This is a genomic window from Rahnella bruchi (assembly GCF_003614975.1).
Taxonomy (GTDB): domain Bacteria; phylum Pseudomonadota; class Gammaproteobacteria; order Enterobacterales; family Enterobacteriaceae; genus Rahnella; species Rahnella bruchi.
The window spans coordinates 76,272-92,496 of record NZ_QZWI01000009.1; the positions used below are offsets into that span (position 1 = coordinate 76,272).

General features: G+C 52.9%; 9 protein-coding genes. 6 read left to right on the forward strand and 3 right to left on the reverse strand.

Features of this window, described 5'->3' with window-relative positions; translation table 11 throughout:
- Window positions 1–2: 2 nt before the first annotated feature.
- On the reverse strand, window positions 3–2,405 hold the full coding sequence (malP, locus tag D5398_RS15745; RefSeq protein ID WP_120508486.1) for a maltodextrin phosphorylase: 2,403 nt from the start codon (window positions 2,403–2,405) through the stop codon (window positions 3–5).
- Window positions 2,406–2,725: 320 nt separating this feature from the next.
- On the opposite strand from malP, the gene malT reads away from it, so the two are divergent.
- The 4 genes from malT (at window position 2,726) to pdeR (ending at window position 10,977) form a co-directional block, all read left to right on the forward strand.
- Window positions 2,726–5,452 carry an HTH-type transcriptional regulator MalT gene (malT, locus tag D5398_RS15750; RefSeq protein ID WP_120508487.1) on the forward strand — a complete coding sequence of 909 codons (2,727 nt, stop codon included), beginning with the start codon at window positions 2,726–2,728 and terminating at the stop codon, window positions 5,450–5,452.
- A 262-nt stretch (window positions 5,453–5,714) separates the two neighbouring features.
- Complete coding sequence (locus D5398_RS15755) at window positions 5,715–5,999, forward strand: YjcB family protein (protein WP_112286748.1); 285 nt, start codon at window positions 5,715–5,717, stop codon at window positions 5,997–5,999.
- 379 nt (window positions 6,000–6,378) lie between these two features.
- Window positions 6,379–8,676, forward strand: a complete 2,298-nt coding sequence (gene bglX / locus D5398_RS15760; protein WP_120508488.1) for a beta-glucosidase BglX — start codon at window positions 6,379–6,381, stop codon at window positions 8,674–8,676.
- Between the two features lie 282 nt (window positions 8,677–8,958).
- Window positions 8,959–10,977 (forward strand): cyclic di-GMP phosphodiesterase, encoded by a 2,019-nt coding sequence (gene pdeR, locus D5398_RS15765; RefSeq protein WP_120508489.1) that lies wholly within the window; start codon window positions 8,959–8,961, stop codon window positions 10,975–10,977.
- A gap of 29 nt (window positions 10,978–11,006) precedes the next feature.
- Here pdeR and D5398_RS15770 read toward each other — a convergent pair whose 3' ends face one another.
- Complete coding sequence (locus tag D5398_RS15770; RefSeq protein ID WP_120508490.1) at window positions 11,007–11,873, reverse strand: crotonase/enoyl-CoA hydratase family protein; 867 nt, start codon at window positions 11,871–11,873, stop codon at window positions 11,007–11,009.
- Window positions 11,874–12,269: 396 nt separating this feature from the next.
- Between D5398_RS15770 and D5398_RS15775 the strand changes: the two genes are divergently transcribed.
- Window positions 12,270–14,306 carry an oxidoreductase gene (locus D5398_RS15775; RefSeq protein ID WP_120508491.1) on the forward strand — a complete coding sequence of 679 codons (2,037 nt, stop codon included), beginning with the start codon at window positions 12,270–12,272 and terminating at the stop codon, window positions 14,304–14,306.
- An 81-nt stretch (window positions 14,307–14,387) separates the two neighbouring features.
- Here D5398_RS15775 and rlmG read toward each other — a convergent pair whose 3' ends face one another.
- Window positions 14,388–15,539, reverse strand: a complete 1,152-nt coding sequence (rlmG, locus tag D5398_RS15780; RefSeq protein ID WP_120508492.1) for a 23S rRNA (guanine(1835)-N(2))-methyltransferase RlmG — start codon at window positions 15,537–15,539, stop codon at window positions 14,388–14,390.
- A 171-nt stretch (window positions 15,540–15,710) separates the two neighbouring features.
- Between rlmG and D5398_RS15785 the strand changes: the two genes are divergently transcribed.
- Entirely contained in the window at window positions 15,711–16,217 is a 507-nt protein-coding gene (locus D5398_RS15785; protein WP_112286754.1) for a M48 metallopeptidase family protein, read from the forward strand.
- Window positions 16,218–16,225: the final 8 nt, after the last annotated feature.

Genomic DNA, 16,225 nt, shown 5'->3' on the forward strand with positions numbered 1-16,225 from the left:
CCTTAACGTTTCGCCTGCCAGATCCGCTGCTGGTAATCGCGGATCGAGCGGTCGGAACTGAACATCCCAACACGGGCAGTGTTGAGAATAGTTTTGCGCGTCCAGTCGTCCTGGTCGCGGTAAAGAACATCAACTTTTTGCTGCGCAGCGCAATAATCGGCAAAGTCTGCCAGCACCAGATACGGGTCGCCGCCGCCCAGCAGACTGTCGAGCATCAGGCTGAACGCCTGTTTGTCGCCATCGCTGAAGAAGCCGTTTTCCAGTTCTTTAAGGATCTTATCCAGATGCTTGTCTTTCTTGCGGATCTTCAGCGGATCGTAACCTTTGGCCTGCAACGCTTTGACCTGATCGACGGTATTCCCGAAGATGAAGATATTGTCTTCCCCGACTTCTTCGGCAATTTCGACATTCGCGCCGTCGAGCGTGCCGACAGTCAGCGCGCCGTTCAGCGCCAGCTTCATGTTGCCGGTGCCGGAGGCTTCTTTCCCGGCAGTGGAAATCTGCTCGGAAACGTCTGCGGCCGGGATCATGAGTTCGGCGACAGAGACGCGGTAATCCGGAATAAACACCACTTTGATGCGATCACGCACCAGCGGATCGTTATTCACTTTCTCCGCCACTTTATTAATGGCATAGATTATGTTTTTCGCCAGGTAATAACCCGGTGCCGCTTTTGCGCCGAACAGGAATACGCGCGGCACCATGTCCATTTCCGGGGTATCGCGCAGCTGGCGATACAACGACAGAATGTGCAGCAGGTTGAGGTGCTGGCGTTTGTATTCGTGCAGGCGTTTGATCTGGACGTCGAAAATCGCGTCCGGTTTAAGCGTCAGCCCCATCACCTGTTTCACGTAGTGCGCCAGTTTGATTTTGTTCTCGCGCTTAATCGACTGATAACGCTGACGGAATTTTTCATTGTCTGCGTAACTTTCCAGTCCTTTCAGGACATCAAGATCATTGACCCACTCGGTTTTCAGCGTCTCATCAATCAGCGAAGACAGTGCCGGATTGCACTGCTTGAGCCAGCGGCGCGGCGTGATACCGTTGGTGACGTTATGGAATTTGTTTGGCCACAGCTGGTGATATTCCGGGAACAGATCTTTCACCACCAGTTCGGAGTGCAGCGCCGCCACGCCGTTCACCGCGAAACCGCTGACCACGCAAAGATTGGCCATGCGGACTTGTTTATTCTGGTGAACAGACAGTTTTTCCCATACCGCTTTATCGCCAGGCCACTGTTTTTCGACCACTTTTTTGAAGCGGGCGTTAATGGCTTTGATCAGCGAGAAATGGCGCGGCAACAGGCTGCGCACCAGTTTTTCGTCCCAGCATTCCAGCGCTTCCGGCATCAGCGTGTGGTTGGTATACGCAAAGGTCTGGCTGGTGATTGCCCAGGCGGCGTCCCAGTCCAGCTGATGCTCGTCGAGCAAAATACGCAGCAGTTCCGGAATGGCAATGGTCGGGTGTGTATCGTTAAGCTGAATGACTTCAAATTTCGGCAAATCCTGAATTTTGCGCCCCAGGAAATGATGACGGCGCAGGATGTCGCCGACCGAACAGGCACACTGGAAATACTGTTGCATCAGGCGCAGGCGTTTACCGGCATCGTGGTTGTCATTCGGATACAACACTTTGGTGAGCTTCGCTGCATCAATGCCTTTTTGCTCGGCTTTAAGGAATTCACCGTCGTTGAACAGGGTCAGATCAAACGGATGTACGTCGGTCGCCTGCCACAAACGCAGCGGCTGAGTGACGCCATTTTTGTAGCCGACCACCGGCAGATCCCAGGCTTCACCGCGCAGGGTGAACGCCGGATGCCACTGTTCTTCGCCATTTTCGCCCTTCGTCAGTTTGCCACCAAAGGCGACATCGACGGACAGCGAGCTGTTGTGACTGAACCACGGATAGCTTTCGCGATGCCAGTTATCCGGCGCTTCCTGCTGTTTGCCTTCGCTGAAAGACTGGCGGAATAAACCGTACTGATAATTCAGGCCATAGCCGGTCGCCGGTTGTCCGACGGTCGCCATTGAATCGAGAAAACAGGCTGCCAGACGCCCTAATCCGCCATTACCCAGCGCCGGATCGGTTTCCTGTTCCAGCACATCGGCCAGCTCAACGCCCTGCTCTTTCAGCGCCTGGCTGACGGTTTCATACCAGCCGAGATTGATCAGGTTATTCGCGGTCAGGCGCCCGATCAGGAACTCCATCGAAATATAGTTAACATGCCGTTGCGGCTGTTTCGTCGTTTTTGGCGCGGGCTGCGCGCTCAGTTGTTCGGAAAGCGCAGCGCTGGTGGCCTGCCACCACTGATGCGGTGTCATATCCTGTGCCTGTTGCAAACCGAATCCCTGCCACTGGCGTTTTAGCGCGGCTAAAAACTGCGTCTTATCCAAAGTCACCTGCATCACATGCCTCTTTATCCGGGAATTTGTAGGGAAGTCTGATGTTGATTATCACTATGCTGACGCTTGTGCCTGTGAGCGGCATCATCCTGCTAAAGATTAGGCAGGGAGGAGAAACGGGGCGTAGCCGGAGGAGACGGGAGATCAGGGGGAAGCTCTGAAAATTTGTATTTAGAAGTGTGATGCAGAGCAACTTAACGGCATGTAAAAACGTAACATTCTTGCAATCAATGTTTCAAAGGAGGACTTTAGAAAAAGTGATTAATTACACGCTGCGAAATAATTATTACGCCCCCTGACTACCGTCAAAAGAATCGAAAAAAATGCTGATCCCGTCGAAATTGAGCCGCCCGGTGCGGCAGCAAAATACAGTGGTTCGCGATCGTCTGCTGACGAAGCTCTCGACTGCGCCAAATTATCGTCTGACCCTGGTCGCCAGTCCGGCGGGCTATGGGAAAACGACGCTGGTCGCGCATTGGGCGGCGGGCAAAAGCGATCTGGGCTGGTATTCACTGGATGAAAGTGACAACCAGCCGGAGCGTTTTGCCAGCTATCTCATTGCTGCCATACAGCAGGCCTGCGGCGGTCATTGTGTCAAAAGCGAAGTGCTGAGTCAGAAACACCAGTACGCCAGTTTATCGGCGCTGTTTGCTCAGCTGTTTGTGGAGCTTTCCGACTGGCACCGTCCGCTGCTGCTGGTTATCGACGATTATCATCTGATTTCAAACGACGCTATTCATGAAGGAATGCGTTTTTTCCTGCGTCATCAGCCGGAAAATATGTCGCTGGTGGTGCTTTCCCGCACCCTGCCGCCGCTGGGTATCGCTAATATGCGTGTGCGCGATCAGCTGCTGGAACTTAACGCCAGGCATCTGGCATTTACGCATCCGGAAACACAGCAATTTTTCCACAACCGGCTGAAAGACCCTATCGATCAGGCCGACAGTGGCCGTTTGTGCGACGAAGTGGCGGGCTGGGCGACGGCGCTCCAGCTGATCGCATTATCCGCACGTCAGTCCACCACTTCTTCTCAGCAGTCTACACAGCAGTCCGCCCGCAAACTCGCCGGACTCAATGCCAGCCATCTTTCAGAATATCTGGTGGATGAGGTTCTGGATCGTGTGGATGCGCCGACGAGAGACTTCTTGCTGCGCTGCTCTTTGCTGCGTTCAATGAACGATGCATTAATTGTACGTCTGACCGGCAGCGAAAACGGCCAGCAGCGACTCGAGGAACTGGAACGTCAGGGGCTATTCATTCACCGCATGGATGACACCGGCGAGTGGTTTAACTTCCACCCGCTATTTGCGACTTTCCTCCGCCAGCGCTGTCAGTGGGAATTATCGACGGAACTTCCGGCTATTCACCGTGCCGCTGCCGAAGGCTGGCTGGCTCAGGGGTTCCCTGCCGAAGCGATTCATCATGCCCTGGGCGCAGAAGACATCAATATGCTGCGCGATATTCTGCTGCAACACGCCTGGGCGCTGTTCAATCAGAGCGAACTGGCGTTGCTGGAAGAATGTCTGGCGGCGTTGCCTTACGACCGGCTGATCCAGAACCCGAAACTGGTGCTGTTGCAGGCATGGCTGGCGCAAAGTCAGCACCGTTATACCGAAGTGGAAGCCTTGCTGGTGCGCGCGGAAAGCGAAATGCAGCAGCGTAATATCGTCATGGAACAGGAACTCGCGGCGGAATTTGATGCCCTGCGGGCGCAGGTGGCGATCAACGATGGTCGTCAGGATGAGGCGGAAAAACTGGCAGCTGACGCCCTGAAGTATCTGCCTTATGACAGCTATTACAGCCGCATCGTGGCGACATCGGTCACCGGCGAAATCCAGCATTGCAAAGGCGACCTGACCCGCGCGCTGCCGCTGATGCAACAAACCGAACAGATTGCCCGCCGCTACGAGGCCTATCACTACGCGTTATGGGCGCTGCTGCAACAGAGTGAAATTCTGATTGCTCAGGGCTTTTTGCAGGCTGCTTTTGAGATGCAGGATCGCGCCTTTGAACTGGTCCGGGAACAGCATCTCGAACAGCTGCCGTTGCACGAATTTTTACTGCGCCTGCGCTCGCAATTGCTGTGGTCGTGGTCACGCCTTGATGATGCCGAAGACGCCGCCCGTCAGGGCCTGGACGTGCTGACCAACTTCCAGCCGCAGCAGCAGTTGCAGTGTCTGGCGATGCTGGCGAAATGCTCCCTCGCCCGCGGTCAGCTCGACAATGCACATCATCACCTGCAACGTTGTGAAAGCCTGCTCAAAACCGGTCAGTATCATATCGACTGGCTGACCAATACCGACAAGCCACGGGTGATTTACTGGCAGATGATCGGCGATAAAACTGCCGCGCGGCAGTGGCTGCAACATGCGCGTAAACCCGATATGGCGGACAACCATTTCCAGCAAGGCCAGTGGCGCAATATCGCCCGCGTGCAGATTTTGCTGGAACAGTTTGATGAAGCCGAAGTGGTGCTCGATGAGCTGAATCAGAATGCCCGTCAGTTGCGTCTGACCAGTGATCTGAACCGCAATCTGCTGCTCAGTAATCTGCTTTACTGGCACACCGGCCGTAAAAATGATGCGCAGCGGGTATTGATTGAAGCGCTGGGGCTGGCTAACCGTACGGGTTTCGTCAGTCATTTTGTGATCGAAGGGGAAATGATGGCGCAGCAGTTGCGCCAGTTGCTGCAACTTAATTTACTGCCGGAGCTGGAACAACGTCGTGCCCAGCAGATCTTGCGTGAAATTAACCAGCACCATCGCCATAAATTCGCACACTTTGACGAAGGGTTCGTCAACAAACTGCTGACTCACCCGCAGGTGCCGGAACTGATCCGCACCAGTCCGCTGACTCAGCGCGAATGGCAAGTTCTCGGGCTGATTTACTCCGGCTACAGCAATGACCAGATCGCCGGTGAACTTGATGTCGCGTCCACCACCATCAAAACGCACATCCGCAATTTGTACCAGAAACTGGGCGTCGCGCACCGTCAGGAAGCCGTTCAGCAGGCACAGCATTTGTTGCAGGTCATGGGCTACGGCGCGTGATTCACCCGTAAGTCACCGCGCCCTTGCGTTCAGACTTTTCTCTCTTTTCATAACACATCATCAAAATAAGTTGATGTGTTATGCCTATTTTTCATTAGCGAACATATTTTGCTCAAAAATAAAATCCGGTGATATAATGTGACCTTCATCACATTATTGTATTTCACCATTTCTTCAGTAAAGCCCATTGCCAACCTGTTGTAGCAGCCTCCGGCTGATTTTAACTTCGCGCAAATGGCTGTAGTGATTAAGGATTTTATCGATGGGTACGTTAACTGCCGGGATTGTCATGATGCGCTGGGAATTGCTGAGCGCCTTTTTGATGTTCTGCACCAGCCAGCTCAATATTGTTTGCCGCCAGTCCAGCCGCAATACCATGGCTTTCGTTTGCAGCGGCCTCGGTCTGACTGTGACTTGTTTCTTCGTAATGAGCCTGATGGGCATGAATTACGATGCCGCCGCCGTCGCACAATTCTGGGCAAATACCAAAGACGTGTTTTTTGATGTGATGAGCAAAACACCCACCGATATGTCTTACTACTATTAATCCGATTTCCTGACGGGTTATTCCAGATTTTAAAAGGCAGAACATCCCGTTCTGCCTTTTTTATTGCCTCAGTAAAGCCTCACAGGCCTGACTTGCTGATTATTTACTCACCGGCATATCACTTAATCCTAAATTTAAAAAAATGCGTGGCGTATCTGAGGTCTTTTTGTACGTGAGTTTCTTATTACCTGTAAATTGCAGTATGTTCCGCAATGTAAAACGATATTGTGCGCAGGGTATAAACTATTCATTGCTAATAGTTGAAGGGTCGTATTAGATTCTCACCCATACTTTTCTTAGAATGATCATTGCTTTTTTTGCTTCAGGCTGCTGAATTTTCACTGATTTGGCACCCCTGCTTATGGCTGAAGGAATTCCGATGAATACGCATCACGTGCTTGGCGCGTTAGTGTTACTGGTAAGTTCTGCTTCTTCGCTCGCCGTCGAAACGACGGGCATCCCCCAGGATCAGGTAAAAGAGCGCAATGCGTTTATTGCTGACCTGATGAAAAAAATGACCATTGATGAAAAAATTGGTCAGCTGAATCTGGTCACTGTGGGGCCGGATTACCAGAAAGAAGCCATTATGGCTGACATCCGCGCCGGCAAAGTCGGTGGCGTGTTTAATACAGTCACAAAGCCAGATATTCGACGTATGCAGGATCAGGTGAAAGAAAGCCGCCTGAAAATACCCCCGTTTTATGCCTATGACGTGGTGCATGGTCAGCGCACTATTTTCCCTATCAGCCTGGGCCTTGCCGCCAGCTGGGATATGCAGGCCGTCGCCACCAGCGCACGTATTTCAGCACTGGAAACTGCAGCTGATGGTCTGAATATGACCTTCTCACCGATGGTCGATATTACCCGTGATCCGCGCTGGGGCCGTGTCTCCGAAGGCTTTGGCGAAGACACCTATCTGACCTCCCGCCTCGCGCATGAAATGGTGACGGGTTATCAGGGGAAAGACCCCTCCGCACCTGATGCTGTAATGGCTAACGTCAAACACTATGCGCTGTACGGCGCTGTTGAAGGCGGTCGCGAATACAACACCGTGGACATGAGCCTGACCCGCATGTTCAATGATTACATGCCACCGTACAAAGCGGCCGTTGATGCCGGTGCCGGTGGCGTGATGATTGCGCTCAACAGTGTTAACGGCATTCCTGCGACCTCAAATACCTGGTTGCTGAAAGATATTCTTCGTGATGACTGGCAGTTTAAAGGCCTGACAGTGAGCGACCACGGCGCCATCGGCGGTCTGGTTAAACACGGCGTGGCCGAAGATGATCGTCAGGCTGCCGCAATGGCACTGAAGGCGGGTGTCGATATGGACATGGCCGACAACATGTACGGTAAATACCTGAAAGGATTGCTCGCCGACGGTCTGGTGAGTCAGCAGGATATTGACCGTGCCGTGCGTGACGTTCTGGCCGCGAAATGGGACATGGGATTATTTGTGGATGAATATCGTCATTTAGGCCCGCCGTCGAGTGACCCGGCGGACACCAATGCCGAAAGTCGTCTGCACCGCACCGAAGCCCGCGAAGTAGCGCGCACCTCCCTCGTCTTGCTGAAAAACACCAACGAGACGTTGCCGTTACAGAAAAAAGGCACCATCGCCGTGATTGGCCCGCTGGCCGACAGCAAACGCGATGTGATGGGCAGCTGGTCTGCCGCCGGTAAAGCGGCTCAGGCCGTGACCGTGTTGCAAGGGATGAAAGATGTCCTCGGCGATAAAGGCACATTGTTATATGCACGCGGTGCGAACATCACCAATGATCAGGGGATGGTCGACTTCCTCAACTCCTACGATAAGCAGGTCATCAACGACCCGCGTAAACCGCAGGACATGATCGACGAAGCAGTAAAAACAGCTGAAAAATCTGACGTCGTGGTTGCCGTAGTCGGCGAAGCACAAGGCATGGCGCACGAAGCCTCCAGCCGTTCTGACATCAGTATTCCGCAAAGTCAGCGCGACCTGCTCAAAGCCCTGAAAGCCACTGGTAAACCGCTGGTTATCGTACTGATGAATGGCCGCCCTCTGACACTGACGTGGGAAAACGACACCGCCGATGCCATGCTGGAAACCTGGTTCAGTGGCACCGAAGGCGGTCACGCCATTGCGGACGTTCTGTTTGGCGATTACAACCCGTCAGGCAAATTGCCGATGACCTTCCCGCGCTCGGTCGGACAAATTCCACTGTATAACAGTGTGCTGAATACCGGTCGTCCGTTTAATCCGCAGCATCCGGATAAATACACCACCCGATATTTCGATATCACCAACGGTCCGTTGTTCCCGTTTGGTTATGGCCTGAGCTACACCAGTTTTAGCGTGTCTGACGTGAGCCTTTCATCAACCACTATGGATGCTAAAAATCCGCTGACGGCCAGTGTGACGGTGAAAAACACCGGTAAAGTCAGTGGCGCCACCATCGTCCAGTTGTATCTGCAGGATGTCACGGCCTCTATCAGTCGTCCTGTTAAAGAGCTGAAGAACTTTGAGAAAATCACCCTGCAACCGGGTGAAGAGAAAGTCGTGACCTTTACTGTCAACGAAAGAGATTTACGTTTTTACAATGACAAGCTGAAATGGGCATCTGAACCCGGAAAATTCAACGTATTCGTGGGATTAGATTCTCAGGACGTGAAGAAAACCAGCTTCCTGCTGAAATAACTTTTCGGGTCTGAAAGCAGACCCGGAATACAGTCAGCACTTTCTCTCTCAGGCGGAATTCCGGCAACGGAACCCGCCTGTTCTGAGCAGTAATTTCTGTCCGGTGACTGGATATATAACTGACAGTTGCTAACCTTAAATTCAATGCGTTACGCCTCCCTGCTCTGTATCCGCTAATTGCGGAGCGGTGCGGGTGTGCTGAGCAGAGTAAACTCCGTCTGTGCTGACTGTCGCCATGTCGCCACACTGGCGGCGTATAGCGTTCTTTTCGGAGAAACATTCATGGTCGATTCTCAAGATGCCTCCATCCTGTACCTGCATTTTGGTACGCCCCGCCCATACTGGCGAGTGGGTTCAGACAGCAATGCACTGGAGCTGTCCGCAGAAAAGGGCGTCGTAAATGTGGCTATCTCCCTGACCCAATGGCAGGCGGGAAAAATCAGGCAACTGACCGGGATCACCTCAAGTTTCACACTGGACATCACTCTGTTCGGCTCCCCTGTACGCCTGTATCTTGTTGGCCGGAAAATCGACAGTAAAGCCTGGGCAGGTACCGCATCGGCGTATCAGGATACAGAATCCGTCGCGCACGACCTTGAAGTCGGTCTGACTTTCGCTGAACAGGTAGTTTCCGAAGCCAACTCCGTGATTGTGATTATCGATCAGGAGGGAAAAATTCACCGTTTTAACCGGCTGAGCGAAGAATATACCGGCCTGCGCGAAGAAGACGTCATTGGCCGCAGTGCTTATGATCTTTTCATGTCGATGGAAGAAGGTCTGGCGTCACGCCAGAACATCAACGGTTTTTTTCAGCATCAGCAATCCTACGAAGTAGAACGCTGGATCAATACGGTTAAAGGCCAGCGGCTGTTCCTCTTTCGCAATAAATTCGTCCACAGCGGCAGCGGCAAACAACAAAAATATCTGATCTGTTCCGGTTCCGACATCACTGACGAGCGCAAGGCGCAGGAACGCCTGCGCGTGCTGGCCAACACCGATTTGGTTACCGGTTTCGCTAACCGTAACGCGTTGCAGGAATCGCTGGCTCAAGCCCTTCTCGAGCGCGGTGAAAACAAAGTCGGACTGATTTATCTGGATCTGGATAACTTCAAAAAGGTGAACGATGCTTACGGCCATATGTTTGGCGATCACCTGCTGCGGGCGGTGTCAGATGCCATTCAGGATTGCCTGTCGCCTAACGATAAGCTCGCGCGCCTCGGCGGCGATGAATTCATTATTCTGAGTACTCAGGCAGAACTGTGTACGCTCGAAGCACTGAGTCAGCGCGTGCTGCGCCGCCTGAGTCTGCCATTTCGTATTGGCCTCATTGAAGTCTATACCGGCTGTTCCGGCGGCATCGCTATTTGCCCTGAACACGGCATTGACGGCGATACGTTGTTGCAAAACGCCGATACCGCCATGTATGTGGCGAAAGAAAAAGGCAAAAATGCGCACTGTATTTTCTCGCCGGATATGAATGAAAAAGCCTCAGAATACATGTGGCTGGATACGCATTTACGCAAAGCACTGGCGGAAAAAGATCAGCTGGTTTTGCATTATCAGCCGAAAGTGTCACTTTATGGCACCGTGCAAAGTGTGGAAGCGCTGCTGCGCTGGAATTCGCCGGAACGCGGCCTGATCCAGCCGCAAAGTTTTATCCCTTATGCCGAAGAATCTGGTCTGATCACCCCCATCGGCAAATGGGTAATTGAAACCGCCACCCGCCAGGCAACCGAATGGCAGAAAAAAGGTCTGAATCTGCGCGTGGCCGTGAACCTTTCCGGACGTCAGCTGAATAACGGTTCGTTTATCACGACGCTGTCTGACGCCATGAAAAAAGCCGGTATGAAAGGTTGTTTGCTCGATTTTGAACTGACAGAAAGCTGTCTGGTGGAAGACGAAGGAGCGGCTGTCACCATGATTAACCAGCTGCATAAACTCGGCGCGCAGGTGCATCTGGATGATTTCGGCACCGGCTATTCTTCCCTTTCTCAGCTGGCGCGAATTCCGCTCGACTGCATCAAGCTGGATCAAAGTTTTGTCCGTGGGATCAATGACAATCCGGTTTCGCAGGCGCTGGTACGGGCGATTGTGGCGGTGGCCAAAACCCTGCAACTGACCGTGGTGGCGGAAGGTGTGGAAACGGCTGAGGAAGAAAAGCTAATCGACGAAATTGGTGTGGACAGCAAACAAGGATTTCTTTACGCCAGGCCAATGCCCGCAAAAGAACTCGAGCACTGGCTTGAGGAAAAAATGGTTGCTTCACCCAATGTTTTTAAACATAAAGCAAAACAGAAATAGCGCCAGTGACGGGCCATTTCTGCCCGCTGCTAGCCGGTTTTACGCAGTGATGCCGTATACCGGTTTTGCAGCATGACCAGACGTTCCATATAACTCAGATCTTTCTCCTCCAGCGTAAACGCAGCGTCCACCCAATCCTCCGTAATATCCATAAGCTCGGAACGTGAAAGTTGCAGTACACGCTGGCGTGCACGGATCATCGCGCGGATCCCGTTGAGTTTTGGCCGCAGCACATCCATAAAGGTACGCGTGGCGTTAAACCCCTCACCCGGCTGGAACAGCACATCCACCAGACCGCGGCTCTCGAACCATTCCGCAGTATGAGACTCACCGGTGGAAATCAGTTCCTCCGCCAGTTTCATCCCCGCTTTGCGCGATACCAGCGAATAACCGCCCATACCCGGAAAGAGGTTAAACGCGATTTCAGGAAATCCCATCCGTGCCGTGTTTTGTGCCAGTACGTAATGATGCGCGAGCGCCGCTTCGAATCCGCCGCCCAACGCCGTTCCTTCAATCATCGACAAGCTTATCGCCCCCACATCAAATCCGCGCGCCGCGGCATGAACGCAATCCACACAGGCTCTGGCGTAGGACCGCAACGCTTCGCGCTTATTATTGACGATGGAGTCGACAAAGAAACTCAGATCACCTCCCACATTGTACATATTGGGAACCAAAGAACCGGTGACCCAAAAATCGAAACGCAGCCCCGACGCCTTAGCGGCATAGGTCAGCGTCATGATGTCCTCAATGAGCTCCTGATTAAAACATGGACGTGGATAAGACCTGAGCATCATCCACATGACATTACGGCCTTCTTCATAATAGGCTGCGATCTGGGACAAATGCCCGGCTTCGGTAAACGGGCGGCAGGCTGTATGGTCAATAAGATTCATAGTATATATCCAGGTTAGAAATGAATTTTTAGGGTGAAGCAGCTCCAGCCTAGTCCAGCTCTAACCCGAACTGAATCGATTCGAGATTGTTTTATAAAAATAATCCTAAACGCATTTAATTAATAAAAAAAGGTTAAAAATAAACAACCTGCAACTAATTAATATTGTGTAAAAACAAAGAAATAATTATTTTACCTGCTGTGCCGGGCGGCCAGCCTCCCGCAAAAATAACCCAACATAATTAATGTTCAACAATTAATAATATGCGTAATAGTTAATTAACTCTAAGGGAATTCCTCATAGTGATACGTATCACAGTCATCGCACGCTGACTTTCCAATTGCTCTGCCACCCGCTAAATTGAATTCATCTCCTCCGACCACTTAAGAGAATTCCATGACTGAACGCGCTTCGCTGTTTTATCCGCACCTGCTGGCGCCGCTGGATTTAGGTTTTACACAACTGAAAAATCGCGTGCTGATGGGCTCTATGCACACCGGGCTTGAAGAACTGGAGGACGGCCCTGAACGTCTGGCGGCCTTTTATGCCGAACGCGCGGCAGCAGGCGTAGGACTGATTGTGACTGGCGGTATTTCCCCTAACGCGCAGGGCGTGGTTTATCAGGGCGGATCAATACTCGCCGAACAGGAACACATCACCCATCACCGCGTGGTGACTGAAGCCGTTCATGCCGCGGGTGGCAAAATTGCGCTGCAAATTCTTCATGCTGGCCGCTACAGCTATCAGCCCCATCCCGTCGCGCCCTCCGCCCTTCAGGCACCGATCAACCGCTTTACGCCTCATGCCCTGAGCGAAGAAGAAATCGAATCCACACTGTCAGATTTCGCCCGCTGCGCACAACTTGCGAAAGAGTCTGGCTACGACGGTGTGGAAATCATGGGCTCTGAAGGTTATCTGATAAATCAGTTTCTCACCGCGCGCACCAACCAGCGTACTGACAGCTGGGGCGGTTCCGCTGAAAACCGGATGCGTTTTGCCACAGAAGCGGTACGCCGCGTGCGCGAAACCTGCGGGCGGGAATTCATTATTATTTATCGCTTATCAATGCTGGATTTGGTCGAAGAAGGCTCTGACTGGCATGAAGTGGAACATCTGGCGCAACGTATCGAACAGGCTGGTGCAAGCATTATCAACACCGGCATTGGCTGGCATGAGGCACGTATTCCGACGATTGCCACGATGGTGCCCCGCGCGGCATTCAGCTGGGTAACACAAAAACTGATGGGCAAAGTCGGGATCCCACTCATCACCACCAACCGCATTAACGATCCGGACGTGGCAGAGAAAATTCTCGCCGAAGGCTGTGCTGATATGGTGTCGATGGCGCGGCCTTTCCTCGCCGATCCGGCATTTGTCGAAAAGGCGGCACAGGGACGGGCTGACGAGATCAATACCTGCATCGGCTGTAATCAGGCCTGTCTGGATCAGATATTCGCTGGCGAAGTCACTTCCTGTCTGGTGAATCCGCGCGCCTGCCGCGAAACTCAGTTGCCGGTTACCCGCGCAGAAATCACCAAACGGCTGGCGGTCGTCGGCTCCGGTCCGGCCGGACTGGCATTTGCCACCACCGCCGCCAGCCGCGGACATCACGTCACGTTATTTGATGCCCACAATGAAATCGGCGGACAATTTAATGTCGCCAAACAGATCCCCGGCAAAGAAGAGTTTTATCAGACGCTGCGTTATTACTCGCGCCAGCTGACCTTGCTGGGCGTGACGCTGCGCCTCGGTGAAACCGTCACCGCCAGCCAGTTAACGGGCTATGACGAAGTGATCCTCGCCTGCGGTATTTCGCCGCGTCTGCCGGACATTGCTGGAATTGATCACCCGAGCGTACTGACCTATCTCGACGTGCTGCGCGACAAAAAACCGGTCGGCCAGCGTGTGGCGATTATTGGCGCGGGCGGCATCGGTTTTGATACCGCCGAATATCTGGTGCATAAAGGCATATCTTCAAGCCTGAGTACTCAAGCCTTCAGTCACGAATGGGGAATTGATCAAAGCCTCACGCACCGCGGTGGTCTGGCGCCAACCGGGCCACAGCCGGAACCGGCCGCGCGGGACATCGTTCTGCTGCAACGCAAAACTACCAAAGTCGGTGCGGGACTGGGGAAAACCACCGGCTGGATCCACCGCGCCAGTCTGCTGCACCGTGGCGTGAAGATGCAAAGTGGCGTGAGCTACGAACGCATCGACGATGCGGGTTTGCATCTGATCATGAACGGCGAACCGGTGTGTCTGGAAGTGGATAACGTGATTGTCTGTGCCGGACAGGAACCGCAGCGCGCGCTGTTCCAGCCGTTGCAGGATGCCGGTAAAACCGTACACCTGATTGGCGGCGCAGACGTCGCCGTTGAACTCGACGCACGCCGCGCTATCGATCAGGGTACACGGCTGGCGCTGAAAATCTGAACATTGCATGAGGAAACGCAGACGAAAAAAAAGCCGCGATAAGCGGCTTTTCATTTGCGCACGTCAGTGCTGATGCAGCAATCAGTGATGCGATGCCGTTTTCACAGCGCGCAGGATCACGAATTTCTGGTTAGTGGCGATGGTGGTGCAGTTACCAAACAGACGACGCAATTTCTGGTAGTAGTCCAGATGACGGTTGCCGACGATGCGCAGTTCGCCACCGGTTTGCAGGCAACGTTTGGCGTCGCAGAACATGCGCCACGCGGTGTCATCGCTGACCACGGTGCCCTGATGGAACGGCGGGTTACACAGCACGGCGTGCAGCGTTTCGCGTTCCACACCCGCCAGCATGTTGTTCACTTCGAAATGAGAGCGGCTGATATCCTGCGGCAAATTGTTTTCGACGTTAATACGGCTCGATTCCACGGCCATATAGGATTCATCGACGAACAGCATTTCGGCATCCGGATTCAGCGCCAGCGCGGTCATACCGATCACGCCGTTACCACAACCCAGATCTGCCATGCGCCCTTCAATCCCTTCCGGCAGATGTTGCATGAAGAAACGCGCGCCGATATCCAGACCGCTGCGTGAGAACACGTTCGCGTGGTTAGAAATACGGAATTCGCTGTCATCGAGCGCCCATTCGGAAATCACCGGCTCAGCGATTTGCGCAGGCAAGGTGGCTTCACAATGGATCAGGCGGGCTTTTTTCCACGCCAGACTGGTTTTGGTCGGTCCGAGAATTTTCTCAAACAACTGCAACGTGGAGGTATGGATATCGCGGGCTTTCGCGCCAGCGATAATCTGCGTGTCCGGCGTGACCACTTCACGCAGCGCCAGCAGTTGCTGTTCAAGCAGTGCCAGCGTTTTTGGCACTTTGATGATGACCAGACCCGGATTGATCGGCAACGGCACCAGGCTGCTTTGCGCCGCCACGCTGTCTTCGTCAAAACCGTTGAGGCGCAGGTTATGGCGCATCGCCAGCTGGCTCATGAAGGAATCATTAATGCTGGTTGGATTGTGTGACTGCAATGCGCAGGCCAGCGTGCCAAAAGCATCGTTGAAAATTAGCAACGGACGGCCGTTGAGCGCGTCGGTGTTCAGGTTTTGCAGCAGATATTCATCAGCCGCTTCCCATGCCTGCAACTGCGTTGCCGCTTCTTCCAGCGGATAACGTTCCAGACGCAGTTGCAATAACTGACCACCTGTTTCGGTTTCGAATTGGCTCATTAGCCCTCCTCAATATTCAATTTGCGCTGTTTATCCCTTAATTTGGTCTATCAGTAAAACGTTTTTTCAGTTAAAAAGGGGTTTATCTGCCGGATCGGCGCGATCATAACGAAAACCCCGCTTACCGGTATGGCATCTTTTTCCCGGCAATAAGAGACAAAGCAAACAGTTATGCCTGAATTGACCTATCTGCAAGGCTATCCCGAGAATCTTCAGGCTCAGGTGCGCCAGTTAATCGAACAGGAACGTTTAGGTAAAGTGTTGCTGACGCGATACCCCGAACCGCACGAGCTGACCACTGACAAATCGCTCTATCAGTATACGCTGGACCTGAAAAACCAGTTTTTGCGCAGCTCGTCGCCTTTAAGCAAAGTCGCTTACGACAATAAAATCCACGTGATGAAGCATGCTCTGGGCCTGCATACGGCGATTTCCCGCATTCAGGGCGGCAAGCTGAAAGCCAAAGCGGAAATCCGCGTCGCGACGGTGTTTAAAAGCGCGCCGGAAGCGTTTCTGAAAATGATCGTGGTGCATGAACTCGCGCACCTGAAAGAAAAAGAACACAACAAAGCATTCTATAGCCTTTGCTGTCATATGACGCCCGACTATCATCAGTTAGAATTCGATACGCGCATGTACCTGACGCATCTGGAAATATTCGGTAAGTTGTACCAATAATAATTAAC

Excerpts from the sequence above, each read along its gene's own strand:
- malP (WP_120508486.1), bottom strand. The coding sequence starts at position 2,405 with ATGCAGGTGACTTTGGATAAGACGCAGTTTTTAGCCGCGCTAAAACGC.
- malT (WP_120508487.1), top strand. The coding sequence starts at position 2,726 with ATGCTGATCCCGTCGAAATTGAGCCGCCCGGTGCGGCAGCAAAATACA.
- D5398_RS15755 (WP_112286748.1), top strand. The coding sequence starts at position 5,715 with ATGGGTACGTTAACTGCCGGGATTGTCATGATGCGCTGGGAATTGCTG.
- bglX (WP_120508488.1), top strand. The coding sequence starts at position 6,379 with ATGAATACGCATCACGTGCTTGGCGCGTTAGTGTTACTGGTAAGTTCT.
- pdeR (WP_120508489.1), top strand. The coding sequence starts at position 8,959 with ATGGTCGATTCTCAAGATGCCTCCATCCTGTACCTGCATTTTGGTACG.
- D5398_RS15770 (WP_120508490.1), bottom strand. The coding sequence starts at position 11,873 with ATGAATCTTATTGACCATACAGCCTGCCGCCCGTTTACCGAAGCCGGG.
- D5398_RS15775 (WP_120508491.1), top strand. The coding sequence starts at position 12,270 with ATGACTGAACGCGCTTCGCTGTTTTATCCGCACCTGCTGGCGCCGCTG.
- rlmG (WP_120508492.1), bottom strand. The coding sequence starts at position 15,539 with ATGAGCCAATTCGAAACCGAAACAGGTGGTCAGTTATTGCAACTGCGT.
- D5398_RS15785 (WP_112286754.1), top strand. The coding sequence starts at position 15,711 with ATGCCTGAATTGACCTATCTGCAAGGCTATCCCGAGAATCTTCAGGCT.